This window comes from Aquisalimonas sp. 2447 (assembly GCF_012044895.1).
GTDB lineage: Bacteria > Pseudomonadota > Gammaproteobacteria > Nitrococcales > Aquisalimonadaceae > Aquisalimonas.
The window spans coordinates 1,353,954-1,379,697 of sequence record NZ_CP050695.1; the positions used below are offsets into that span (position 1 = coordinate 1,353,954).

At 61.2% G+C, this 25,744-nt stretch carries 20 protein-coding genes and 1 pseudogene; 14 read left to right on the plus strand and 7 right to left on the minus strand.

Annotation, left to right across the window (positions count from 1 at the left end; genetic code table 11):
• Window position 1 precedes the first annotated feature (1 nt).
• Window positions 2–709, plus strand: coding sequence for a PIN domain-containing protein (locus KU884_RS06415; protein WP_254432196.1), 708 nt, complete (start codon window positions 2–4; stop codon window positions 707–709).
• 9 nt (window positions 710–718) lie between these two features.
• On the opposite strand, the gene KU884_RS06420 is transcribed toward KU884_RS06415, so the two are convergent.
• The 3 genes from KU884_RS06420 to KU884_RS06430 form a co-directional block, all read right to left on the minus strand.
• Window positions 719–1,825, minus strand: a complete 1,107-nt coding sequence (locus KU884_RS06420) for a linear amide C-N hydrolase (protein ID WP_371807950.1) — start codon at window positions 1,823–1,825, stop codon at window positions 719–721.
• A gap of 230 nt (window positions 1,826–2,055) precedes the next feature.
• Window positions 2,056–2,616: a histidine phosphatase family protein gene (locus KU884_RS06425; protein ID WP_254432197.1), complete on the minus strand. Its 561-nt coding sequence runs from the start codon at window positions 2,614–2,616 to the stop codon at window positions 2,056–2,058.
• A gap of 55 nt (window positions 2,617–2,671) precedes the next feature.
• Entirely contained in the window at window positions 2,672–3,403 is a 732-nt protein-coding gene (locus KU884_RS06430; RefSeq protein WP_167781889.1) for an SDR family NAD(P)-dependent oxidoreductase, read from the minus strand.
• A gap of 156 nt (window positions 3,404–3,559) precedes the next feature.
• Between KU884_RS06430 and KU884_RS06435 the strand changes: the two genes are divergently transcribed.
• Both KU884_RS06435 and KU884_RS06440 read left to right on the plus strand, forming a co-directional pair.
• A complete protein-coding gene (locus tag KU884_RS06435) occupies window positions 3,560–3,790 on the plus strand; it encodes a hypothetical protein (RefSeq protein WP_167781890.1) in 231 nt (76 codons plus the stop codon).
• 178 nt (window positions 3,791–3,968) lie between these two features.
• Window positions 3,969–4,199: a hypothetical protein gene (locus tag KU884_RS06440; protein WP_167781891.1), complete on the plus strand. Its 231-nt coding sequence runs from the start codon at window positions 3,969–3,971 to the stop codon at window positions 4,197–4,199.
• A gap of 307 nt (window positions 4,200–4,506) precedes the next feature.
• Here KU884_RS06440 and KU884_RS06445 read toward each other — a convergent pair whose 3' ends face one another.
• Window positions 4,507–6,153, minus strand: a complete 1,647-nt coding sequence (locus tag KU884_RS06445) for a PAS domain-containing methyl-accepting chemotaxis protein (protein ID WP_167781892.1) — start codon at window positions 6,151–6,153, stop codon at window positions 4,507–4,509.
• 261 nt (window positions 6,154–6,414) lie between these two features.
• On the opposite strand from KU884_RS06445, the gene KU884_RS06450 reads away from it, so the two are divergent.
• From KU884_RS06450 to KU884_RS06485, 8 genes are all read left to right on the plus strand, one after another.
• The gene (locus KU884_RS06450) at window positions 6,415–10,125 is read left to right on the plus strand and encodes an EAL domain-containing protein (RefSeq protein ID WP_167781893.1); all 3,711 of its coding nucleotides are present in this window, start codon (window positions 6,415–6,417) and stop codon (window positions 10,123–10,125) included.
• A gap of 90 nt (window positions 10,126–10,215) precedes the next feature.
• Complete coding sequence (locus KU884_RS06455) at window positions 10,216–10,602, plus strand: response regulator (RefSeq protein WP_167781894.1); 387 nt, start codon at window positions 10,216–10,218, stop codon at window positions 10,600–10,602.
• Entirely contained in the window at window positions 10,595–12,265 is a 1,671-nt protein-coding gene (locus KU884_RS06460) for a diguanylate cyclase (RefSeq protein WP_167781895.1), read from the plus strand. The genes KU884_RS06455 and KU884_RS06460 overlap by 8 nt, the downstream gene beginning before the upstream one ends.
• Window positions 12,262–14,232 (plus strand): ATP-binding protein, encoded by a 1,971-nt coding sequence (locus KU884_RS06465; protein WP_167781896.1) that lies wholly within the window; start codon window positions 12,262–12,264, stop codon window positions 14,230–14,232. Before KU884_RS06460 ends, KU884_RS06465 begins: the two co-directional genes overlap by 4 nt.
• Window positions 14,229–16,001, plus strand: coding sequence for an ATP-binding protein (locus tag KU884_RS06470; protein WP_167781897.1), 1,773 nt, complete (start codon window positions 14,229–14,231; stop codon window positions 15,999–16,001). The genes KU884_RS06465 and KU884_RS06470 overlap by 4 nt, the downstream gene beginning before the upstream one ends.
• 316 nt (window positions 16,002–16,317) lie before the next feature.
• A complete protein-coding gene (locus KU884_RS06475; RefSeq protein WP_167781898.1) occupies window positions 16,318–16,620 on the plus strand; it encodes an IS66 family insertion sequence element accessory protein TnpB in 303 nt (100 codons plus the stop codon).
• Window positions 16,620–16,988 (plus strand): IS66 family insertion sequence element accessory protein TnpB, encoded by a 369-nt coding sequence (gene tnpB, locus KU884_RS06480; protein WP_167781899.1) that lies wholly within the window; start codon window positions 16,620–16,622, stop codon window positions 16,986–16,988. The genes KU884_RS06475 and tnpB overlap by 1 nt, the downstream gene beginning before the upstream one ends.
• A 45-nt stretch (window positions 16,989–17,033) precedes the next feature.
• Window positions 17,034–18,644, plus strand: a complete 1,611-nt coding sequence (locus tag KU884_RS06485) for an IS66 family transposase (protein WP_167781900.1) — start codon at window positions 17,034–17,036, stop codon at window positions 18,642–18,644.
• A 97-nt stretch (window positions 18,645–18,741) separates the two neighbouring features.
• Here the strand turns inward: KU884_RS06485 and KU884_RS06490 are convergent, their stop codons facing one another.
• Together KU884_RS06490 and KU884_RS06495 are read right to left on the minus strand one after the other, a co-directional pair.
• Entirely contained in the window at window positions 18,742–19,809 is a 1,068-nt protein-coding gene (locus KU884_RS06490) for an IS3 family transposase (protein ID WP_167781901.1), read from the minus strand.
• Complete coding sequence (locus tag KU884_RS06495) at window positions 19,806–20,192, minus strand: transposase (protein ID WP_167781902.1); 387 nt, start codon at window positions 20,190–20,192, stop codon at window positions 19,806–19,808. Before KU884_RS06495 ends, KU884_RS06490 begins: the two co-directional genes overlap by 4 nt.
• Before the next feature lie 141 nt (window positions 20,193–20,333).
• Here KU884_RS06495 and KU884_RS06500 point away from each other — a divergent pair, with 141 nt between their 5' ends.
• Window positions 20,334–20,978: a hypothetical protein gene (locus tag KU884_RS06500; protein WP_167781903.1), complete on the plus strand. Its 645-nt coding sequence runs from the start codon at window positions 20,334–20,336 to the stop codon at window positions 20,976–20,978.
• 134 nt (window positions 20,979–21,112) lie between these two features.
• On the opposite strand, the gene KU884_RS06505 is transcribed toward KU884_RS06500, so the two are convergent.
• Entirely contained in the window at window positions 21,113–22,654 is a 1,542-nt protein-coding gene (locus tag KU884_RS06505; RefSeq protein ID WP_254432198.1) for a GGDEF domain-containing protein, read from the minus strand.
• Window positions 22,655–23,267: 613 nt separating this feature from the next.
• Here KU884_RS06505 and KU884_RS06510 point away from each other — a divergent pair.
• Together KU884_RS06510 and istA are read left to right on the plus strand one after the other, a co-directional pair.
• Window positions 23,268–24,125: a hypothetical protein gene (locus KU884_RS06510; RefSeq protein ID WP_167781905.1), complete on the plus strand. Its 858-nt coding sequence runs from the start codon at window positions 23,268–23,270 to the stop codon at window positions 24,123–24,125.
• Between the two features lie 73 nt (window positions 24,126–24,198).
• Window positions 24,199–25,744: pseudogene (gene istA / locus KU884_RS06515) on the plus strand (IS21 family transposase).

A 25,744-nucleotide genomic window follows, 5' to 3' on the forward strand; every position in this document is an offset into this window, starting at 1 on the left:
CGTGCGCTTCGTGGTGGTGTTTGACGCGTGCGTGCTGTACCCGGCACCCATGCGGGATTTCCTGATCCGGCTGGCAACCGCCGGGCTGTTCGCGGCCAAATGGACTGACCGGATTCATGACGAGTGGACACGAAGCCTGTTGGCAACGCGTCCTGATCTGGCTAACGCGCTTAAGAGAACACGCTCGCTGATGGATCAAGCGGTCCCCGACTGCCTTGTGGAAGGCTATGAGCCGTTGATTGAGGGTCTATCGCTGCCGGACCCCGATGACCGACACGTTCTTGCTGCAGCAATCCGCGCCGGTGCGCAGACAATCGTGACCATCAACCTGAGAGACTTTCCGGCACCGTCGCTCGCGCCCTTCGGCATTGAGGCCGTTCACCCGGATACTTTCGTGGAACAGCAGCTCGATCTGCATGAGGGGGCCGTTGTGACAACCGCAAACGCCACCGCGCTGCTCTCCGCAACCCTCCGAAACCTGTCGATGCCTACCTCGATACCCTCGCGGCGCAGGGGCTTGTCGTCACGGCGGAAAGGCTACGGGAATTCGCAGACGTCCTCTGACCAAACGCGATCCCGTGACCAAGGGGCGCTGTTCGACCCTGAGCGGCCGGTCGCCCAGTCTCTGCCAGAGTCCGCTTTCAGATACTGTCCACGACACCCGGATAAATCCAACGCCCCAACCAATCCTTCCGTGGGAACGGGGTAGAACCCTCTATCAATCAGCGGGCTGAAAAGTGAAAGCTGTCGCGGGCTCGAATTTGCTCGAGACGTCACCAGACAGCACGCGCTCCATGTCGAGGCCGAGATCGAGCTGTCGCACCGGGGCACCTTCCGATAAATCGAGCTTGTTGAGCTCGACCTGGAACACGCTCGGTGAGATCACGGACTCCACGTAGTAGCGCCGGTCCTTGTGATCGGCGACGACCCGCCAGCGCGTGGTGGAGAGGTTCGGCTGGTCGGCGATGGAGATCCCCCAGGGCACTGACGTATGCCGGATTACGCTGAATACGGAGGCAGCGGCGGTCCGCGGATCAGGACTCTGGACCACCGAGTTAACGTAGAAGTGGGCCCGTACGAACCGGTCTGAGGCGCGCACGGTCCCGGGCAGGAATTCTCGAGGGTTTACGGCTTGCCAGTATTCGAGGACCGCCAACTGGCGCTCGAAAGTCGGCTCGTTGGTCATGACCTGATAGGCGCGGTCGTGCCAGATCACCATCTCGCCATCAACGAATTCAATGATTGCACTGTCACCGGTGGCATCAGACAGGGACAGATGCACCGTCGCTGAACGCCCGGGGGGACCGACCGGTACCTCGCCTGTGGCCACCTGCACTGGGTTCTCACGCAGGTCGGTCACGGCCTCTTCAACCGTAGCGAAGCGATCCAGTAGGTATTGCGGAAACACGGAGAGTGAAACCCGCGGGGTCACTCCGTCATCTTCAGGGTAAGTCGCTTCGACTTCCCACAACAAATTCACCACCAGGCCGAGCTCGTTCATGCCGTCGGCAGTGGCCATGTCATAACCGCTGATGATCACACTGCCGTGGGTGGCGGTCCATTCGGCCGAGCGTGGTCCGGCCGCACCGTCGCGCTCCATCCCGCGAGGGAAAGCCCACATGTTGCTGACCATGGGCAGCTTCCAATCCATGCTGCGCCCAGTCAGAACTCGGTCTTCGGGGCCGAGATATACAACGCGTGTGCAAGCACTCGAGGCATCTGCGGCCACCAAGCCTACCGCGAGGCAGGCAATAGTCAGTGAATGGAGAAGATAGCGCATCGCCGGTTTTCTCTCTGTCACGTATTCACGCGCTCGGTGGCGCATTGTGGCCCCATCGCGCAAAAGCGGTGGCGCCCCCTCAAGCTTTGTCCTCCGGCGTAAAACCCGCGCCGCGGTTGCGACAATCGGGTGGGTTGACGGCGGTGCATGAAGGACCGAATGACCGCCTCCTCCATCTTATAGACCAGGACGCGTCGCAACGCTGCGCCAAGGGGGCTGGGCATCCACCAGTGAGGACGTCCTCGAGCATTACATGATGAACCCTCGGGCCCTTCTTATTGGGTATCGGGGCTGACTCTGGCCAGGACACCTTGTCCCCGGGAAAGCGGCAAACGCACAACGACACCTTCGTTGGATCTGACAGACGTGCCTGTAAGGGCCCTTGTGTTGACCTGGTGGGAGACTAGGATAATGGGGTCGCCAGCACCCATGGCATTGACGTGCGCGATCGTCTCGCGGGTCTGTCGCTCACGATCACCCCGGCCGGCGAAGAACGAGTTCAGCGGCGGAAACTCCGCAACCTCGCCCACATCTATCACCTCGGCCGTGTCCATGCTGCGGCACCACTGGCTGGATAGGACGCGTGCCCGCTCGATACCGTGATCCCGCAGAAACGGCTTCCAGGCTCCTGCCTGCTCCCGTCCGCGATCATTGAGGTTCCGCTGGGTCGAACAGTCACCTATGTCGAAGCCAGGCGGGTCACCGGTGCCCGGCGCGAGGGCGTGCCGCAGAATCAATACCGCCTCCCCCTCGCGGAGGAGTGTCAGGGCCTCGTCGTTGTCCACGGCGAGCACGGCGGGAGGCAGCCACGCCAGTATCGCGGCCAGTAGAACCACCGGTGCCGTCCGGCTCCAGCGGCTACGGATAGCGGATGCCCAGGACGCCATGCCGCTATTGGCCCCGCGTGCGCAAGGCACCGCGCCCGCCGTCCACCGGGAACACCTGCCCCGTGATCCAACTGGACTCGCCACCCAGCAGAAAGGCCGCCATAGCCGCTGAATCCGCAGCTTCCCCGACGCGTTTCAAAGGGTGACTCGCGGCAAGGCTTTCGGCCATCTTTTCATTGGACAGCAGTTGCTCCGCAAGCGCGGTGCGCGAGAGGCTTGGCGCGATACAGTTGACCCGAATATCCGGCGCCAGGTCCGTCGCCAGGGAGCGGGTCAGGGCCTCCACGCCGCCCTTGGCAGCCGCGATGACCGTGTGGTTGCCGAAGCCCTGTCCCGCGGCCACCGTCGAGAACAGGACGACGCTCCCCTGGGCCTTGCGAAGCGCAGGGGCTGCAGCCTGCACGGCGAGCGCTGCGCCGACGGTATTGAGGCGGTAGGCGTCGATGAAATCCGACTCGGTGGCACTCCTGAATGGCTTCAGCACAATGCTGCCGATGCAGTAAGCGAGCCCCGCCAGACCGTTGTCGGCTGCCGCGGTCTCCACGGCGCTGCGAATGGAGTGCGCGTCCAGTGCGTCGCAGGCGACGGTCGAGGCGCCGGTCTCGGTCGCGAGTCCGCGGATGCCATCGGGATCCCGTGCAGAAAGGACCAGGGGCTGCTGGTGGGCTGCAAGCTTCCGGGTGAGCGCCTCGCCGATCCCGCCCCGTGCTCCCATGATCAAGACTGGCGCATTCATTTCCTTCTCCTGGCAATACCGATACAACAGGTATACATCCACGCTGCAAAGACGTCCATCATCCCCGTGGCTGATCACTGACCCGGTAAACTTATGCGGCGTGTACCCACGGCGAAGCAGGCGACGCCACATGAGAGAGTCACCAAGAGCATCGCAATGACGAATGTGTTGCGCAGTGCCATCAAGGACCGTGAAGTCTGGCCTGATGAAGCCCTGGTCGATCTGATGAGGCGCATCGACCAGGAGATCGAACGCCGGAGCGTACAGGGCCGAGGCGCCTCTGAGGAGCAACAACGGGACGAAGGCGAAGCGCTTGAGGCGCTGGAGCGGGGACTGCTTGGGGAGGTTCGGCGCTATCTCCGGAATGGTCACGTCATCCGCGGGTGAAATCACATGCTGCGTCTCGCTAAACCTGCGATCTGGCGGTTCGATCCCTGAAATACATGCACAGCTCTACATGTCCCGTCGAAGCTGACACCAAACGCCGGCCACCAGGGGCGACCGGGCAAGCAGCCTTTTGATCGCGGCCTCGCATCGGGCCGACCAACATGACGTGGAGGTCGCCATGTCAGCACGACTTCGCAGCCGCAATGTCTGGTTTGGACTCCTCCTCGGTGCGCTGGGCGCTGTCTATGTATGGATCATGGCTGCTACGGGTGTCGCCGAGCTGCCCCACACCCTGGCTGCGCTGACGGTCCTGATCCCTCTCGTCCTATTCGGCGTTGTGCTACGAAGTCCCTGGCCTGCCGCGGCCGCCCTGGTGCTCGTGGCCGTCATTGACCTTACCTTGTCTTGACGGTTCTCAGTGCTGCAGACCCGACCCACGCGGGACCTCGTACCGGTGCCAAGTGGCGACCCTGAACGGTCCTCCGTTGCTTTCGCTTGAGAGTCCGCTTCCCGGTCTGACGGTCCGTTGAAAAGAGAGGGTCAGCACTCAGCGGGTATTTGCTGTAGCGGCTGGAGATAGGCGACTAGGCACCATGGTATCCCTGAGCCCATTGACTTCATCTTCGAGAATCGAACATCTCTGATCACGGATTGATCTCAACTCTTGCGCCTCGCGACAGTTGACGACTAATCAAGCCCCAAAGCTGGCGGTTTGGCTACCGAGGACCATGGCGCTCGCTCATCGGCCCTGTCCGCGAATGCGCAGGAGCACCATCGTCTCTGGCTTCTGAGCCCAGCACTGCGAACTGCTGAATGATGCCTTTCAGTTGTTCAGCGAGGTGGGCGAGGTGTTCACTTGCTCGGCGGGTACGCTTTGCGGCTGTTTCCGTGGTTTCGAAGCCGTCGTTGACCCGGGTGATGTTTTCATTGATCTCCTCGGCCACCTGGCTTTGCTCCTCGGCGGCGGAAGCGATCCGGGTGTTCATGTCGTTGATCGCGGCGACTGCCTGCTGAATCTGGTGCGTCGCCTCGGAGGCCGTTTGCGCGCTGGTGCCCACTTCATCGGCAGATGCATTGCTGCGGTCCATTACTTCGGCGGCCCCGTTCACCCCGCGCTCCAGCCGTGCGACCGCTTTTGCGATGTCGTCGGTTGCCTCATTGACTCGCGCGGACAGCACTCTCACTTCTTCTGCAACGACGGAGAACCCGCGCCCGGAGTCGCCGGCACGCGCCGCTTCGATGGCAGCGTTGAGTGCAAGCAGATTGGTCTTCTCGGAAATGGAGTTGATGACGCCGAGCACGGCACGAATCTCGGCGGTGTCATCCTGGAGGCGGCGAACAGCCTCCGCGGACTCCTGCACTTCGGTGGCCAGCCGTTGCATGGCGCCGTTGGCCTCATCCATCACCCGTCCACCGCGGTCTGCCTGTTGGGAGGCTTCCTCGGCGGCAACCGCCGCCTCATTGGCGTTGCGCGAGACGTCCAGAACGGTGGTCGCCATCTCGTGCATCGCCGAAGCGACACTGTCGGTCTGTTCACGTTGATGCCGCAGTGCCTCCTGACTACTCTGAGCCGCATCTTCGGTATCGGCGACAGCGGCCGCCAGGTCCTCGGTCAGTCGGTTGACCCGTGTTTGCAAGGCATCCATCTGGGAGCGCTGCATCGCCATGGCGAGATCCACCTGGGCTGCGATGTCATGCCCGCCGCCATACGTGTACTCACCGACGGGGTTGCGAAACACCCGCTTTGCCATTGCATCGAGCTGGCGCCAGCGCCGGGTACTGGCATGGACGATCCCACCGCCCACAACCGCGGCCGCGCCCGCCACCAACGCGGTGGAGCCAGGATCAGTCGCGAGGACATGCCCGAGCCCAACCGAGGCGGCGGCGATCACGCCGGCCAAGCCCGCCAGGACAAGGCGGTCGTCAACCCGTTCCCAGAACCGGACAACGGAACCTCCGCGTCGCATGCGGGCGTAGAGGCGCTCGGCACGGCGTTTCTGCGCGTCCGTCGCCTGGGTGCGCACTGACTGGAAACCGATGTGCTGATCCCCCTCGTAAACGGGGGAGACGAATCCGCTGACCCAGTAATGGTCGCCGTTTTTGCAGCGATTCTTGATAATACCCATCCACGGTTTGCCGGCTTTGAGCGTGTCCCAGAAGTCGGTATAGACCGCCTCGGGCATATCCGGATGGCGCACGATATTATGGGCTTTGCCGGTGAGTTCTTGCTCCGAGAATCCAGCGACGCGACAAAATGCTTCGTTAGCGCTTTCAATAACCCCTTTCAGGTTGGTTGTGCTGATGAGTCGGTCTTCTTTTTCGACCGGTTCTTCGCGATTCGTTATCGGTGTGTTGATGCGCATTGATGGGGATCTCCGGGCTCAGGAGCGGATCGCGCTCCTCGGCGTTGAGTATCGGCAGGCGGCACTCAAGCTTGATTGACCTGGATCAACAAATGCGGAACAGGTGGTCCATACAATCACGTCTGCGTTAAGGGCTCTTGAGGCCGGAGAGAGTGGTGTGTCCGGGATGCCGTGCGCCAGTTCTCATTGCATCCGTGCCGGGTGGCTTTCAGGATCGAGGGAGTCGTCCGGACATTTCCGCGTTGTCCGACCAGAGGGTCTATGACACAGAACCATGAGCGGCCCGTTCTGGACTGGGATCGCTCGCTTTTCGAACCTGCCATGGAATCCGCCCCCGATGCGGTGATTGTCACGACCGCAGACCTGACCTACCCCGGTCCCGTTATCGTGTACGCGAATCCGGCCTTTTCCCGCATGACCGGCTACGGGCGGGATGAGCTCATCGGCGCCACGCCGCGCATGCTCCAGGGGCCGGACACTGACCCGGACGTCCTGCGAAAACTGCGTGCAGCGGTCGAGCGCCGGGAGCTGTTCATGGGCTCGGCGGTCAACTACCGCAAGGACGGCACGCCCTACCGCGTGGAGTGGAGCATCACGCCCGTGCGTGACCAGCGCCAGCAGCGGGATTACTTCGTCTCGATTCAACGCCCGGTCAGCCAGCAGGAGGCTCATCTCGAACACCTCGATGCCGTCCTGGAGTCCGCGTCGCTGGGTTTCCTTGTCGTCCATCTGGACGGCCGGATTGCCACCGCTAATCCGCTGGCGGAGCAGATGTTCGGGTACTCAGCGGGGGAACTCCAGAGCACGACTGTGGAGGCGCTGGTTCCCGAGGAGGCGCGCGGCGCACACATCGCATTGCGTGCGGCGTTCCATAGTGCCGCCGAAGCCCGTCCCATGGGGGAGGGGCGGGAGCTGCAGGCCGTGAGGAAGGACGGAAGCCGGTTTCCCGTGGAGATCGGCCTGAGCCCGGTGCATGTCGGCGGCGTTCCGCACACGCTGGTGTCAGTGGCCGACACAACGACGCGCCAGGAGGCGGAATGCCAGGTGCGCCGCCACTCCGAGGAGCACGCGGCTCTGGTGTCTTTCGCCCAGTGGGCGCTGGAGGATCCCGGGCTCGACCAGTTGAATGCCCGGGCAGCCGGTGTAACCGCTTCCACGTTCGGCTTCGACGGAGCGATGGTTCTGGAGCTCCCTGCCTCCGGTTCCCAGATTAATGTTGTGGCGAGCGCCGGCCATGTGTCGCAGGCCATCCCCTCTACAGTCGAGCTTTCGGCAGAGCTGCGTGAACGGATCGCCGGCGCGGGTGATCTTTCGGATCAGCCCGTGACGCCCTCTCATGTAGTGAGTCAAACCGAGGCCTTCGGCCTGCCGGAGGAGTCCGGGGCGTTGATCTGCGTTCCCATCACGGACGGCGCACAGTCCTTCGGCTTCCTGTGTGGGCTCGTCCGTGAACCCTCTTCCGTCGACGCGCACAACCTTCAGCCACTGCAGACGCTGACGCATTTGCTGGCCTCGGCCAAACGACGGGCTCGCGACAGGGAGCGGATGGCGAAGTCCGACTACTTGCAGGTGATTACCGGGCGTGTGGCACACATCGGTGGATGGACGGTTGATCTGACCGAGGGCGCCTTGACCTGGTCCGATGAAGTCGCGGCCATCCACGATCTCCCTCCCGGAACGACGATCACCGTAGATGAGGCCATTACGTTTTATGCGCCCGAGGATCGCCCCCGAATTCGTGCGGCGGTCGAAGAGTGCATCAAAAGCGGAAGGCCTTATGACGAAGTCCTGGAAATTATAACGGCGGCGGGTCGTCGCCGGACCGTGCGCACCACCGGGGAGGCTGTCATCGGTGAAGACGGCGCGGTCACTGAGATCCGCGGAGCGTTCCAGGACATCACTGAGCAGCGACGTGTAGAACAGCGGCTGCATGAGACCGAGGAGTACTTCGAGCATCTGGCCGAGGCCATGCCGGGCATTATCTGGAGTGCACAGTCCGATGGGGTGCTGGATTATGCCAACCGCCGGCTCGTGGCGCAGACCGGGATTACCGATGAACGTCTGCGGCGGGGAGAGTGGATCGAGGCTGTCCACCCGGATGATCGTGACCGGTGCCTGCAGACCTGGCGTGAAGCCGTCGACAACGGCACCTCGTACACCATCGATTTCCGGTTGTACGACCAGGTACGGGACCAGTACCGCTGGCACTACGTCAGCGCTGATCCTGTCCACGATGACCACGGTCGTGTGCGTAAGTGGTACGGCAGCGCGATCGATGTCCACGAGCGCAAAGAACTTGAAGAGGAGCTCGTGCGGGTGGCGGGCCGTGTCACACGTACATTGGAGAGCATTACCGACGGGTTTTACACGGTCGATGCCCAGTGGACGTTCACCTATTTCAACGCGGAAGCCGAACGCCTGCTGCATCAGCCGCGTCACCAGGTTCTTGGAAGAAACCTGTGGGAAATGTTCCCGGCCGTTATGGGAACGGCGCTCGAGCATGAATATCGCGCAGCGATGACGGATCAGACCGCGCGACGGTTCGAGTATTACTATCCTGCGGGTAAAACCTGGTTCGAGGTGCATGCCTACCCGTCCGATGACGGGCTAACGGTGTATTTCCGGGATGTGACCGCGAGCAAGCAGGCCGAGGCCGAGGTGCATTTTCTTGCCTACTTCGATCCCCTCACGGAGTTGCCCAACCGCCAGTTGTTGAGCAAGTGTTTGCAGGACTGCGTGGAGAACGCATCGCCCCCCGAGGCGTTCGGTGCCCTGATTCTCATCGACGTCGATGACTTCAAGAGCCTCAACGACACCCGTGGGCACGACTTCGGTGACAAGCTGCTCCAGGCGTTTGCCGCACGGCTGCGGGAGATGGGTGATCGCTTCACCATGGCCGGCCGCATGGGTGGTGACGAGTTCGCGGTCATTCTCACAGGAGTCGGTTCGACAGAACCCCACAGCACGCCAGTAGTGGAGGCGACCGCGAAAGAGCTTCGCGACCGCTTGATGAAGCCGTTCACCATCGACGGAGCGCAATATCTGCGCACCTCCAGTCTGGGCCTTGCGCTGTTCGCGCCGGGTCGAGATCACCTTGCTGATGTCCTGAAACGGGCGGATCTGGCGCTGCACCGTGCCAAACAGCAGGGCCGCGGTGCGGTCAGCCTGTTCGATCCCTCGCTCCAGAGTTGGGCGGACCGCCGCGCCTGGATCGAACGCCGGATTCCCGCTGCGCTGAAAGCGGGCTCCTTTGTTCCCTACTATCAACCGATCATGAACGCCGGGGGTGAGTGTGTCGGGGCTGAAGCACTGGTGCGCTGGCACGATCCCGAGTGGGGCATCCTTAGCCCCGGGGAGTTCATTCCGGTTGCCGAAGAGGTCGGCCTGATTCACGCGATCGGCAAGGCGGTGTTGCGCAGCGCCTGCGAGCAACTGGCTGCTTGGTCGGGAACGGATGCCCTCGCGCTCATGACCATGTCGGTCAACGTCAGTGTGCGCCAGTTCAGGGAGGCAGGGTTTGTCGAGGACGTTGAGCATATCGTGCGGGAGACGGGTGTTGATCCCTCACGGCTGAAGCTTGAAGTCACGGAGTCCTTGCTGGATCAAAACGTCGAGGAGACCCTGACGCAGATGAACCGACTGCAGCGGCTGGGGATTTCCTTCGCGCTGGACGACTTCGGTACGGGCTATTCTTCACTGGCCTACCTCAGACGGATGCCGCTTCGCATGCTGAAGATCGACCAGACGTTCGTACGAGACATGCTCGCCGACGAGAGCAATGTAGCCATCGTCCAGACGGTCGTTGCCCTGGCGGGCAGTCTGGGGCTCGAGGTTGTCGCGGAGGGTGTCGAGACGCAGGCCGTTCGCGATGCGCTTGTCCGGCAGGGGTGTGAGACGTTCCAGGGGTACTTTTTCAGTCCTGCTCTATCTGCCGAAGAGTTCGAAGCGTTCGCCCGCGAAAACGCAAGTTGATGGCTGCACACTCTCGCATGTTGAGAAGCATAATGAGATCCAAATGGTCTATTGTTTCGTAAAGTTGCTGGGTTAAAAAGCGGAGCAGCCATGCGCGAGCTCAAGAGCATACTCTACGTAGAGGACGATGAAGACATCCGCCAGGTCGCTCAGCTGGCGCTCGAAGACGTAGGAGGTTTCCGGGTAAAACTGTGTGAATCCGGTCAACAGGCATTGGATTCCGTGGCATCATTCGAACCCGACCTGATCCTGCTGGATGTCATGATGCCGGATATGGATGGCATTGAGACGTTCAACAGACTCCATGAGCGGGGCGCCATCAATAATTTGCCCGTGATTCTGATGACAGCCAAGGTTCACCCAGAGGAAATGGCACATTACCGGGAGATGGGCGTTTTCGACGTCATCCCCAAACCCTTTGACCCAATGACCGTATCGGAGGACATTCAGCGCATGTGGGAACGTTACCATGGCTGAAAATGATCACCCCGACGTACTGGAATCCAAACTCAGTAGGCTCAGGGCTGCCTATCGATCCAGGCTGAACGACGAGCTGGAGCAGATCAATCTTCAGGCCAGCGCAGCCCAGGAGTCGAATGAGGCGCTGGAACTCATCACAACGCTCAGCCACCGACTGCATAAGCTTGCCGGTTCAGCAGGCACCTTTGGCTTCCACCAACTCGGCCAGCGTGCCCGCAGGCTTGAGCGACGCATTCAAGCCTGGCTGGATGGCAACGGTACTGATGACAGCTTTGATCTGGAGCGATTCAAAAGAGGCCTGACCGAGCTGGGCAATCTTCTGGACGCTGATGATAAGGCCTCGTCCGGCGTTGGTCTGGAAAGTGCCGACGCCAGCGATGACTCCCATTCGCCACTGGTTGCAGTGGTGGAGCGTGACAGCATCCTTGCCGACTACCTTGCGCATCAGCTCAGAAGCTTCGGATTCCGTGTGCATAGCTACCAGAATCCGCATGATTTTCTGGAAGATACGGAGGTCGACGCGCATCTGCTGCTGCTCGACCACCGCGCCGGGCCTTCAGAGGCTGCAGCACTGCCCAGTAATCATTGGCAGGCACTGCTTGATCAGGTCTCGTGCCCGGTCATTTTTATGGGCGGCCATGAGGATTTCCATGCCCGACTGGAAGCGGTGCGCGCCGGTGCGGAGAGCTATTTTGTCAAACCACTGAACATACCAAGAGTCGCTGCACGGATAACACGGTCCATCAAACAACGGGATCAGCGCGGGGAGCGGATTCTCATCATCGATGACGACGCCCAACTGCTGCAACACCTTGAAACCGTGCTGACCCGCTCCGGAATGATTGTTCAGCCCCTGCAGGATCCATCGCGACTGCTGGATACCACCTCCGCATTCCAGCCAGAACTGGTGTTGATGGATCTACAGATGCCACAGGTCACCGGGGATGAGCTCGCCGCCATGCTCAGGCAGTTCGACAAATGGAACAATCTGCCGATCCTTTTTCTGACCCAGGAACAGAACCAGCGCAGCCGTGCGCAGGCACTGATGCGTGGCGGTGACGATTTCATCGATAAACCGGTCAGCGATGAGTATCTGCTCAAGACCTGTCGCAACCGTGTCAGAAGACTGCGGGACATGCAGGAAGCCATCTCTCTGGACGGGCTGACGGGTCTGCTCCGCCACGCCAATATCAAGGAAGCTCTGGACACTGAACTGCAGAGTGCAGGCCGAAGCGGCAATCCGCTTTCGGTAGTGATGCTCGATATCGACCATTTCAAACACGTCAATGACACATACGGGCACGCCCTGGGTGACATTGTCATCAGCACACTCGGCACACTGATGGCACAGCATTTCCGTGGCAGCGACCGGCTGGGCCGTTACGGGGGCGAAGAATTTCTGGCCGTGCTGCCCAACTGCGATGCAAAAGCGGCCGAACGGCTCATCAATCGACTCCGCGAAGATTTTTCTGAGATTCGTTTTGTTGACAGCGAAACCAGTTTCACCTGCACGCTTTCGGCAGGAATCGCAGACACGAACGCTTTTCCCGGCCTGATGGGGAGCCAGCTGCTGGAGCAGGCCGACAGGGCACTCTATGTCTCCAAGGAATCCGGACGAAACTGCGTTTCCAGAGCAACCCAAGAGGACAGCATTTCTTGAAGGCACCGTCGGAACCCACAAACGAAACGCAACGACAGCGTGCGCTTGAGCAGACGGGGCTTCTGGATTCCCCAGAAGACGGTCGTCTTGATCGACTCACCCAGATTGCAAGTTTCAGTCTGGATGTTCCCATTGCCCTGGTAACGCTCATCGACGGTGACAGGCAGTGGTTCAAATCTTGCCAGGGACTGGGTGTAACCGAAACCGGCCGCGATATTTCGTTCTGCGGCCACGTGGTGTCAATTGATGCAGCACTGGTGGTGCCGGACGCACTGCAGGATGAACGCTTCGCCGATAACCCTCTGGTAACGGGCCCTCCCCACATACGCTTATACGCAGGCATGCCCCTGCATGATGAAAGCGGTTATCCCCTTGGCAGTCTCTGTGTGATAGACACAAAACCCAGAGAGCTCGATGAGTCCCAACTGACCTGCCTCCAGGGGCTGGCTGAACTCGCCGAAATGGCCATACAGCGCGACCAGCACGTTGCCCGCCTCAAAACCCAGGACGAAGTGGAACAACTGCTGCAACAGATTCCCGGTACTGCCTACCAATTCCGGCTCTGGCCAGATGGGACAATGGCGTTTCCTTTCATCTCCAGAGGAGTGGAAAAACTTTATGGCATTACCCCTGCCGAGGGCATGTTGGATCCACAGGCCATGTTCCGGCGTACCCACCCGGAAGACCTACCGCGGGTGGAAACCGCCATCCAGACATCCCAGCAGACGCTGACGCCTTGGAACGTGGAGTTCCGGGTCACCGCCGACAACCGAAACTATCGCTGGGTCGAAGGAACATCCGTCCCGGAGACACAGCCCGATGGCAGCACCCTCTGGCATGGCTTCCTCGGTGATATTGACCAGCGCAAACGAGCCGAACTGGCCCTCCAATCAAGCGAAGCCCGCCTGCGCGGACTTTTTGAGCTATCACCCATCGGTATCGCCCTGAATGATTTCGAAACCGGGCATTTCATTGAACTGAATGATGCACTCCTGGCCCCTACCGGCTACACCCACGAGGAATTTTTGCAGCTGTCCTATTGGGAAGTCACCCCAATTGAGTATGAACCACAGGAGCAGGAAGCACTGGAAAACCTGCGTACCAAAGGGCGTTATGGCCCCTTCGAGAAGGAATACATCCGCAGGGATGGGTCCCGTTACCCAGTGCTGCTGCAGGGCATACTGATTGAGGGTGATGACGGGCGCCCCATGATCTGGTCACTGATCGAAGACATCACGGAGCGAAAACACGTCGACAACATGAAAAATCAGTTCATCGCAACCGTCAACCATGAACTGAGAACCCCCCTGACCTCTCTGCTTGGCTCGCTCAAGCTCGTCACTGGCGGCGCCGCTGGCAACCTGCCCGCAAAGGCTGCCAGTCTGCTGACCACCGCCCAGCGCAATGGCGAGCGTCTGGCTGACCTGATCAACGACCTTTTGGACATGGAAAAGCTCGTTTCAGGCAGACTCAGATTCACCAATCGAGATGAGTCACTGGATGCCATTGTTCAGGAAAGTATTGAAGCAAACCGGGATCTCGGATCAGACCGCTGTATCACGATCGATTACAGCCCCTGCCGCTTTGACTTCATGGTGAAAGTGGACCGCGGTCGCCTGATCCAGGCTCTTTCCAACCTGCTATCCAATGCCATCAAGTTCTCGCCCGACAACACTGCAGTCGAGGTCACCTGCACCTGTGACAACCAGATCATTGCCATCCATGTGCGGGATCAGGGTCCGGGCATCCCTAAAGAATTCGAAAGCAAACTGTTTGACCGCTTCGCCCAGGCGGAAGCCGGCAATCGCAAACGACCCGGTACCGGTCTCGGCCTCGCCATAACCAAGGAGCTGCTGGAGCAGATGAACGGCTCGATTCACTACCATTCACATGACAGCGGTGGAACCACTTTCACTGTTGCTCTGCCCCATGACGATCCTGAACATCAGCAGCTATCCCATCCATGAACTCACTCCGCAATCGAGTCATCGCCATCGTGATGCTGGCCAGCCTGCTCACGGTTATGGCCATAGCAACCAGCGCTTACCAGTCTCTGCGCCAAGACCAGCGAGAGCTCATCATCCAACAGCAGCGACTCGAGACGGAAAGTCTGACGCAACAGGTGAGCCAGAACATACAGCAGCGGATCATGGTCCTTTCGGCGGCTCGGCCCCTGTTGACCAGCGGCGATCAGTTGCTGCCCGCAAGTGAACTCGGTGAACGCATCAGGGACAAGGGATTCCTGCAGCGCACCTTCCCTGACGGAATACTGGTTTTTGACGCGCAGGGTACCGCGATTGCTGAAAGCACCTTCGTACCGGAGCGTATCGGGACCAACTACGCCGACCGCCCTCACTTCCAGCGCCTGCATCAATCCGAGGAACCGGTCATTTCGGCGCCAATCATTGGCAGAACAACAGACGCCCCCCTGCTCTCTTTTCTTGTACCCATTCACCACAACGAGACCTTCATTGGCAGCCTGGGCGGCATCATCAAACTGGGAGACGAATCCATACTTCCTGAAAGGGATCAGGCTACGGACGCCCGTGACGGAACGCTCTCGTTCATTATTGACGCACAGAACCAGCTTTTTATTGAATCACCCGTCTCAGAGGCGGACAGTGAACTTCAGGCGCTGCCGTCTCCGGGACAGGACGCGCTGGTGGACGCCGCGCTGGACGATACAGACACTTCAGGCATCATCGACTATAAGAGAGAACGATATCTTCTGATCACCGACTCTGTTGAACCGCTCAACTGGGTGTTTGTCAGAGCCATCCCTTACAGTCTTGCCATGGCACCGCTGAGAGCCTCATTCAATCAGTTTCTGATGATCAGTGCCTTAGTCACCGTGGTGCTGTTGCTGTTCGCATGGCTTGCCGCGCACTCACTGACACGCCCGCTTACCCGTGCCACCCAACGCATCCATGCCATGGCGGACCAGCCTGAAAACAGCGAAAAGCTCCCGGAAAAAGGCCCTCGTGAAATTCGTGAACTGTCCAACGCGTTCAATCGGCTTTCGAGCGAACGTAAGCATCTCGACGGGCTCAAGAACGACTTCATCTCCAGCGTCAGCCACGAACTTCGCACACCGCTGACTTCCATCTCCGGAAGCCTGAAAATGATGGTCTCCGGAGTTGCCGGCAAGCTTCCAGAGAAGGCCCAGTCAATGGCGGAACTGGCCCTGCGCAACAGCAATCAGCTGAACACCCTGATACGGGACCTGCTGGATTTCAACAAACTGCTTGCCGGTAAACGGGAATTCGAGCTCAGCAAATGCTGCGTTGATGAAGTCATTGAGGAAGCCCGGCAGGGAAACCAGACCATGGCCAGCATGTATCAGGTTCAGCTGCGCAGCAGCGGTCAGTCAAACCTGTCGGTCCATGCCGATCCTAGCGCGCTACGCCAGATTCTGGACAATCTGATCAGCAATGCCATCAAGTACTCACCATCTCAAGGCGAAGTGTGGATTGAGGCGGAACGGGCACAGGACGGGCGTACTGCCATAACGGTAAGCGACCAGGGGGAAGGTGTTCCGGATTCGTTCAGGGATCGCATTTTTCAGCGGTTTGCTCAGGCGGAGCAAGGTACTACGCGGGCAACGAGCGGTACAGGCCTGGGGCTCGCCATCAGCCGGGAACTCGTCCATGGCATGCAGGGTGAGATTGGCTTCTACAACGACAATGGTGCTCGTTTCTGGGTCACATTGTCCTCAGCCGGTGTAACCGGCAACTAACGTCTCTTTCTCGATACCCAGTCGACTGAGCAGTTTATTGAGCTCCGGCGCCTCCCACTGACGCTTCGCCAGAAGCATCGAGGCTCAGACCTTAGCATTCCTTTTCCTATACTCTTCACTAGCGTCGGCCGCCAACCGAGCCGTACGCGCAGGCTCCAGCAAGAGTTACTCTCCTCGAAGAGGGTAGTGGAATCCTTGGTCACCTTGGCCCTAATACGCACAGGGCGAAGGTAAGCGCCAGCGAATCGGCACCTATTCCCTGGTCTGAGTACTGGTCACACTGGTTCCATCCCGTTGACCACTGGAGGAAATCGGTATGACCAGCGCCGAGCTGCATCATTACTGGCGACAGACGCTGGATGCGTGGACGGCCTCCGGGTTGTCCGGCGCGGCGTTCTGCAAGCAACACTCACTCACCTACCACCAGTTTGTCTACTGGCGGCGAAAGCTCCGTGGCCCGGGCGAGTCGCCTTCGCGGGCCGGCTTTGCCAGGGTGGCGCCGGTGGCACACGATGACGCCGCGGATGGGCTGACCGTCTCGTTGCCCGGCGGTGTGTCGATCACCGGCCTGCACGCGGGCAACATCGAGTTGCTGGGCGCGGTGCTGAGGCAGTTGTGATGCGCAACCGGTCTCTGCGCCCGTCCCGGCAGTTGCCGGAGATTTACCTGTACCGGGCCCCGGTGGATTTCCGCAAACAGGCCCATGGTCTCGCGCTGATCGTCGAGCAGGAGCTCGGGCACAGCCCCTTCACCGGGGCGCTGTACGCCTTCACCAACCGCCAGCGCAACAAGATCAAGTGTCTGATGTGGGAAGACAACGGCTTCGTGCTCTACTACAAGGCCCTGGCCGAGGAGCGGTTCAAGTGGCCGGCCCCGGGCGATGAGTTGATGAGCCTGAGCGGGGAGCAGATCAACTGGCTGCTCGACGGCTACGACATCACGCTGCTGCGGGGGCACAAAAAGCTGCATTACGAGGCGCTTGGGTAGGCGTTTTTGCGTGCGCCAGGGCGCTGTTTTTGGTATGATTTCGTAATGAAATCAACGCCCGATAACGCCCCTCCGGCTCCCGATCTCAGCGGCCTCTCCGCCGCTGAGATGATGGCCGTTATCGGTGACCTTCAGCAACAACTGGCCTCGAAAGAGCAGGCCATCCGGCAACGCGATACGCGCATTGATCTGCTCGAAGAACTGCTGCGCCTGAAGACCCTCCAGAAGTTCGCCGCCAGTAGCGAGAAGCATCAAAACCAGATCACGCTGTTCGACGAGGCGGAGGTGGAAGCCGAGATCGATGCCTTGCGCGAGGCACTCCCGGACGACGCTGAACCCGACCCGGATGAGACGCCGCGCACCTCGGGCAAGCGGCGTGAGCGGGGCTTCTCGGACACGCTGGCGCGCAGGCGCGTTGAGCTCACGCTCAGCGACGAGGAGAAAGCCGGTGCCAGCAAGACCTTCTTCACCAAGGTCAAGGAGGAGCTTGAGTTCATCCCCGCTCAGTTGAGCGTGCTGGAGTACTGGCAGGAGAAGGCCGTGTTCGAGCACGACGACGGGGAGGAGTCCCTAGTGGCGGCGCCCCGGCCGGTCCACCCGCTGGGCAAATGCATTGCCACCACCGCGCTGCTCGCCTACATCATCACCTCGAAGTACGCCGACGGTCTGCCGCTGTACCGACTGGAGAACATGCTGGCGCGGCTCGGGCATTCGGTCAGTCGCACCAGCATGGCGCACTGGATCATCCGCCTGGATGCGGTGTTCAGCCCGCTGATCAACCTCATGCGCGAGGCGCAGAACACCAGCGACTACCTCCAGGCCGATGAGACCCGCATGCAGGTCCTCAAGGAGGACGGCAAGGTCGCCCAGTCCGACAAATGGATCTGGGTGACCCGGGGTGGGCCACCTGGCCGGCCAACGGTGCTGTTCGCGTACGACCCCTCACGTGCGGGGAGCGTGCCCGTGCGCCTGCTCGATGACTTCAGCGGCATCCTGCAGGCCGATGGCTACTCCGGCTACGGCCAGGTGTGTCGGGACAACGCCATCACCCGGATCGGGTGCTGGGATCATGCCCGTCGCAAGTTTGTCGAGGCCTCCAAGGCGGCGCCGCCCAAGAAGAAGGGCAAAGGCAAACGCCAGAGCGCCAAGGCGGATGTGGCGCTGGGGGCGATCCAAGAGCTCTACGCCATTGAGCGCCGAATCAAGGATCTCGGCGATGATGAGCGCTATCGCATCCGCCAGGCCGAGAGCCTGCCCCGGCTCCAGGCGTTGAAAACCTGGCTGGAAGACAACGCCGGCAAGGTCGTGAAGGGCTCACTGACCCGCAAGGCGATGGACTACACCCTGAACCAGTGGGACACCCTGGTGGGCTACTGCGAGCGTGGGGATCTACAGATCAGTAACGCCCTGGCCGAGAACGCCATCCGCCCGTTCGCGCTCGGTCGCAAGGCATGGCTGTTCGCCGATACCACCCAGGGCGCACGCGCCAGCGCGAGCTGCTACTCACTAATCGAGACCGCCAAGGCCAATGGCCTGGACCCCTCGGCCTACATCCACCATGTGCTCACGCACATCGGCGAGGCGGACACCGTCGAGAAGCTCGAAGCGCTACTGCCCTGGAATACGGGCCTGGAGCCGGCTCCGAAAAAGAGCTGACGACCGCCTGCGGGGCAAGTGGGTCGATTTACGGGCGCTTACGGACGAAGCGTCCCGGAACGTGTCAACCTTTTTCCGACAGTGACCGGCGGTTTTCTTAGTGAACAGGCTCCTCTTCAGTGACGGTCACGGGTGTATGCGTTGCCATGTTTTCCGGGGCCTGATCCAGCAGCTCGGCCGCTGTGGTGATCCCGTCACCGGGATTGATCGCCATGACCGCCGGCGGCAGGCTCGCCCGGGGCGCCCCGTTGGGGTAGCGCTGCGGGTGCGCAGCGTAGTGCGCGGCGAGCGCCTGCTCGCGTCGGGCGTGGACGGTATCGACGTGGCCGTGGAAGACGTCTGCCGGCGTGTAGAACCCGATGCCTTCGTGGGGCCGATGCTGATAGCTGGTCATGAAGGACTGCATCCACTCGCGGGCATGGCGGATGTCCCGGAACCGCCCCGGGTAGCCGGGGCTGTACTTGATGGTCTTGAACTGCGCCTCGCTGACGGGGTTGTCGTTACTCACCCGGGGCCGCGAGTAGCTGCGACGTACGCCGAAGGCGTCCAGGAAGTCCCTGTAGCTGTGGGCGATCATGGGCGCACCACGGTCCTGGTGGACGGTCAGTTGCCCGGCCGGGATCTGGTGGCGCGTCAACGCATTGCGGAACAGGTGTTGGGCGAGTGCTGCGTTCTCCTTGGCGCTGATCATCCAGGCGATAGGGTAGCGGCTGAACAGATCCAGGATCAGGTACAGGTTCAAATAGCGCCGAGGCACCACCGTCGGAAGTCTGGAGATATCCCATGTCCAGGCGGCATTGGGCCGTTCGGCGATCACCCGCGGGACAGCGTGATTCTGGGGCGGTCGCTGCGGGCGCCGCTCACGCGTTTGCCCATCGGCGCGCAGCACCCGGTACATCGTCGATACCGAGGCCAGCACACGCCCCTCATTGAGTTCAGTGGCATGGATCACCCGCACACTTGCATCCTGATAGCGCTCGCTGCCGGCCAAGTCTCGGATGCGCTCACGCTCCACCGACCCCAGTTGGCGTGGCTGGGGACGCGATGCAGGCTTCGGAGAGCCACAGCGGCGGTCCCGCGGATAACTCCCGGTACGCGAGATCCCCAGCGCCGCGCAAGCGCGGCTGCGGGGAACATGCGCAGGGCGCTCGTTGAGGACCATCATTGCGAGCGCTCGTCGTTGCCGGCCCGGGCGACCAGATCCCGCAGTTTTTTTTGGAGCTCGACCAGATCCTCCGCCACCTGGGCGCGATGCTCAAGCTGCTCCTTCTCACGGCGCAGCTTCGCAATCTCACGATCCCGTGGGTCGGTGGGCTTACGCCCACCGGTCTTGGGCTCCAGACCCTGTGTGCCGGTCTCGGCCAACGTCTGGCGCCATTGGGTGAGCTGTGCGGCGTACAAGCCATTTTGGCGTAACCACTCGCCCTTCTCCCCACGCGGGAGGGCATCGGCTTCAGCAAGCAGGCGCTGCTTCTCGGCTGCGGAGAACCGTCGCCGCGTGCGCCTCTCCAGGGTCGGATCAGTGGGTACTTCGTTCGAGTCGTTCACAGTCTTCGGCTCCTACGAAAGCCCTGGCTCCTTTATACAGGAATCAAAAGGGGCACTGTCGACTATGAGGTTGACACCCAGGGTCCTTGGGCACCATAGGACGGACAACCGCCTGCAGGCGCGGTCGAATAAACGAGGTGGATGATGAGTCCGGACGGGAACGACGACAAAAGGCCGTTTTCTTCATTTCAGCGCCGTGACCTTGTACGCCGTGAGCAGGATGCGGGTGATGCGGGGCCTGCAGTGCGGGCTACGAAGAAAGGCAGCAGTGCGGATGCAGCTCCGCTGATCGAGGCGCTTGAGGCGATCATCGACCATGCAGGGCGAGGCAGTCATGTTGGCCAGATGGCCAAACAGGGGCTTGATGCCTACCACATGGGGCATCTGCGCGTGGCAAGCTTGCCACGGGTCGATCGCCTATGCGGGGCCTCGGACTGGCCTGTTGTCGTGCGCGGCGAGATTCAGAAGCTCCAGACCCTTGGGCGGAGTCTGCATGCGAGTGCCGACAACCCGGCGGCTGTTCTCGATCGCCTGGACGTGGCCGTTGATGACGTACTGAGCTGGTTGCAAGATGCCATCGACGTCATTGCCGTGCAGATCGCAATCACCAACAGTGATCGTCGCTCGGTCCACGACCTGTTAGGCAACATGGCGACACACGTCCACCAAGGGCTTCGTGATGATCTTTCGGAGCAGCGCCGGCGCAACAGTTTCGAGCGCTTTTCCGATCTCGCGGAATCGCTCGACCAGGAGATGGCACGCTGGAGTTCGCTTCCGACACAGTGATCACCGGACGTTTCCGCGTGTCGCGGGACTCCGAAGCTATGATTTGACTGCTTCCCGATCTGCGGCCAACGACGACATCGGCGCAGTGGACCGAGGATATGGCGACGCTCAGCTCGAACGATAACCCCTACAGGTCACTTTCGCTGCGCTAGCTTTTCCTTGCGTGCCAGCAGATCACTAAACACGATGCGGTTGCGCCCGGAGCCCTTGGCATCGTAAAGGGCACGATCGGCTTCACGGACAAGCGTCGATGGCCCTTGGACATCATGCTCTCCGGGCACGTAGATCGTGACACCAATGGACGCGGTGACCCGCAACTCGACGCCCTCGTGGGTCGTGTGCACTTCGGATTCCACTGCCCTGCGAAGGCGTTCCATGACGATTCCTGCGTCACGCGAATCGGTGCCGGGCAACAGCACCACAAACTCTTCACCCCCGTAGCGGGCGACACAGTCGCCTTCCCGCAGGCTGCGCTCCAGAACCCGCGCCGTTTGCGCAAGGGTCTGATCACCGACCTGGTGCCCGTGTTCGTCATTCACCTGCTTGAAATGGTCGAGATCGAGAAAACCGATCACCAGCGGCCAGTTGTGCTCTGTCGCGAGCGTGTACTCCGTCTCAAGGCGCTGGTCGAGGTGCCATCGGTTGTGGATGCCGGTCAGACCGTCGCGATGCGCCGTCTCGCGTAGCTCGCTGGTCCTCGTCTCGAGTTCCTGAGCGTGGAGCTGTTGCTCTGAGATTTGTCGCAGCAGCTCCAGGTTCCTGATGGTCAGGATCTCGCGAGCTTGGTCTACAATGCCGGCAGCGTAGGCGGGTGAGAGGATCTCGGTCTCGAAGAGCTGCTCGATGGTCGGCAGCTCTTCAGCGATGCCCGCAAGTAAATCGTAGGTTCTCTCCTGACTCAGCCCGACGAGATGATGGGCGTCAGCGGCCAGTGACTCCGCGCTTCTGGTCTCCTGGCCGGAGAGATAGAACTCGACGACGCGGCTTGAGAGTGCGACACAGCGAACGAGGTGACTCCACGCTTCGCCGGTGGATCGCGATGGATCATGGCTCCCGTGTGCGCAGGCAGCCAGGTATTCAGGCATCTGCCAATCGCGCATGAGCCAGGCGCTGGCCTCGCTGTGATCGCACCCAAATGCCTCCTTTTCACGAGCGGCAATGGTGTCATGCTCTGGGTCGGATTCCGGCTCATGAGCGATTACCGCGTAGTGCTCCGGGAGTGCGACCTGGAGCGCGAGCATGCCGATATCCTGGAGCAGCCCGGCAAGGAATAATTCCTCGCCCTGCCTGACCCCGAGCATGGCGCCAATGCGACGCGATGTGACCGCTGCCAAGAGCGAGCGACGCCAGACGTATTGCGTGAGGCGGAACGATGCCTCGCTGGTGCGAATGCTATCCGCGAGCGAAAAGCTCAACGCCACGGTAATCGTCGTGTTGATCCCGAGCACCGAAATCGCCTCGTGGAGATTGTCCGCGGAGCGCCGGCGCGCATACAGCGGCGAGTTGCTCACCCGAAGAAGGCGGCTCACCAGGGCTGGATCCTGCGTCACTAAACGGACGAGACTCGTGGCGTCCGGGTCAGGGTCCCGCGCCAGCCGTACAACACTGTCGGCCACGCTCGACAGAGTCGGCAGGGAGGGACATAGCCTAAGTGCCTCTTGCACTTCGGGTGTCATCAGGTGGCAAAGCCCTTGAAAAGAGAGGTGAGTAGCGACATGAACAGGTAGTCAACTCGCCAGAGCTATATTTGCGCCCAACGGGGCCGAGGTCAACCCGTTTATGCGTTGTGCGAACGAGACAAACGCGAAGGGTGTCGTGATCAGGCTTCGCCTGACCAAGGCGCTCGCGTATGTCGGCGCACCCGCAAAACTGCGAGCCCGGCGGAGCCTGTTTGAACACCCCAAGCTCAAGACCCACGTCCGGCGCCTCGGAATCGAAGTTAAAGCTCGCAAGATATCTGGCCAAAGCGAACTCTACTCATTTCATATCCACGTGCGCCCCGTCGGTGCGCTTTGTCAACGGCCAAGTAAATTGACACGCTTCATCTGTATGGTCTCTTCGAGATACCGCTCCCCGGTCGATACGCCGAATCCCTGAGCTTGGCGCAATGGGTCAGCACCAAACACAACTGCTGGGTGTCGTCAGGATGTGACACAATTCACACTTTGAGCCCCTACCCCTGTGAGTGACACCGGCGCAGACGCGCGGGTCCGCGCTGGCGCCAAAGCTCTGCAGGGAGAAAAGAACCATTCGACAGTCCGCCTGTATCCTCAAGAGTCGGCAGGGATCATGGTCGAGGAACGCGAGTTTTCTGCAGCGCCGCCCCGGCAAGACGCGCAAGGGGCCTTTGGCCATGCTGGGGCATTGACGGCTTTGGTGGAGGAAGCATGCGCCCTGCCTGTCGCGGTCGGCGCCTTCGTCGCGGTCTGGGAGGGTGGCAATCTCCTCTGCCAGGCGCATGCGCACCTGCAACGCATCTCGGCGTGGACTGCGCTCGCGACCTGCCAATTCATCAACCGCCGGGACCTTCGGCGTATCTTCGTCACGCAATCGGGTACCAGGCACGTCGAGATCGCGCACCTCGACACCGGCAACCCGACGCCCCAGGTCGCGACAGAACTGGCGCTGCTCGCCTTCCGCCGTATCCAGCACCCCTTTGCCGCTGTCACCTTCGGCGACCACTCGGACCGATTGCGTGGTGTCCTGCTGGTGACCTGCACCAACGACTCCGCGCCAACTACGGCGGATCTGGACGTGCTTGACCGAATGGCAGCCCGTGCAAGCCGTCAGATCGGCTTGCACGGACACATGACCGTCGGTGGTGATGGCGCCATCGACACGGCGCGCTCGGTCCCGCCCGACCCCGAGCTGATGCGTCCTGTGGACTCATCTCTTGGGGTGATCGGTGCCTGGGAGTTGAACGACTGCCGTCAAAAAGGAGAGCAGTTCGACGAGACGGCTTTTGTCCCGTCTGAAGAACGGCGCCAACGAATTCGTGTTCCAGGCCGAGCACATACCGATGCTGATAACTCGGTTGCGTATTCCAGACCAAGGTTGCCACTGATTCCAGACGAAGCCTGCCACCCATTCCACGGGAACGCTGCCACTGATTCCACGGCAACGCTGCCACCCTGGCAGGCCGGCTGAGTCACCCCATCGACAGCGACCGGCGCGGGATAACTAAACGGTAGTCTGAGCCTTTTCATCCAGAGGGGGCCAGATGCCGGCGAAGAGGTTATCCATGCGTAAAATCAAAGAAGTCCTTCGTCTCAAGTGGGAGCGAGGGCTGAGCAATCGCCAGATTGCGGCAGCCTGCGGTGTGAGCCGTCCCACCGTGAGTGAGTACCTGCGCCGTGCGACCGAGGCCGGATTGAGCTGGCCCTTGCCAGAGGATCTGGACGAGGCACGTGTGGAGCGGTTGTTGTTTCCACCGCCACCAGAGCTGCCGGCTCAGGCCCGAGGAGTTCCGGACTGGCACCAGATCCACGAGGAACTCAAGGGCAAGCACGTCACCCTGTTCCTGCTCTGGCAGGAGTACCGCCAGGGCAACCCTGAGGGGTATCAGTACAGTTGGTTCTGCGAGCACTACCGGGCCTGGCAGGGAGGGCAAGCTGGACCTGGTGATGCGTCAGGACCACCGAGGCGGCGAGAAGCTGTTCGTCGACTATGCCGGCCAGACGGTGCCGGTGATTGACCCCACCACGGGGGAGATCCACGAGGCGCAGATCTTCGTGGCGGTGCTTGGGGCCTCCAACTACACCTATGCCGAAGCCACCTGGAGCCAGACACTGCCGGACTGGATCGGCTCGCATACCCGTGCCTTCGCGTTCCTCGGCGGTGTGCCGGCGCTGGTGGTTCCGGACAACCTGAAATCCGGCGTCAACAAGGCCCACCGCTACGAGCCCGATCTCAACCCCACCTATCAGGACATGGCTGCCCATTACGGGGTCGCCATCGTCCCCACGCGGGCGCGGAAGCCCCGTGACAAGGCCAAGGTCGAAGGAGGTGTATTAATCGTCCAGCGCTGGATTCTGGCGGCAGTTCGCCACCGCCAGCACTTCTCGCTCGGCCAACTCAACGCCACCATCCGCGAGCTGCTGGCCAGGCTCAACAGCCGCCCCTTCCGCAAGCTGCCCGGGTGCCGGCGAGAGCACTTCGAGCAACTGGACAAACCGCTCCTCCAGCCCCTGCCATCAGAGCCGTATGTCTACGCAGACTGGAAAAAGGCCCGGGTGCACATCGACTACCACGTGGCCATCAACGGGCATTACTACTCGGTCCCCTACACCCTGATCAAAAAAGAGGAGGAGGTGCGGATCACCCACAACACCATCGAGTGCTTCTACCGGGGCAGCCGGGTCGCGAGCCACTGTCGCTGCGACCAGAAGGGTCGCCACACCACCATCGCTGCGCATATGCCCGAGTCCCATCGCCAGGCGGGTGAGTGGACACCGCAGCGCCTGATCGCCTGGGCGGCCAAGACCGGGCCGGCGACTGAGAAGCTCATACGCACCGTCCTGGGGGCCCGCAAGCACCCACAACAGGCCTATCGCCCCTGCCTGGGCATCCTGAGGCTGGGGCAGAGCTATGGCGACGAACGCCTGGAAGCGGCCTGCCAGCGCGCCCTGGTGCTGGGGAGCTGCCGCTACAAGAGCATCGAGTCCATCCTCAAACACCGCCTGGACCAGCAGCCGCTGGAAGAGCAACAGGAACTGGCCTTACCCGAGACCCACGACAACATCCGTGGCCCGGCCTACTACCACTGA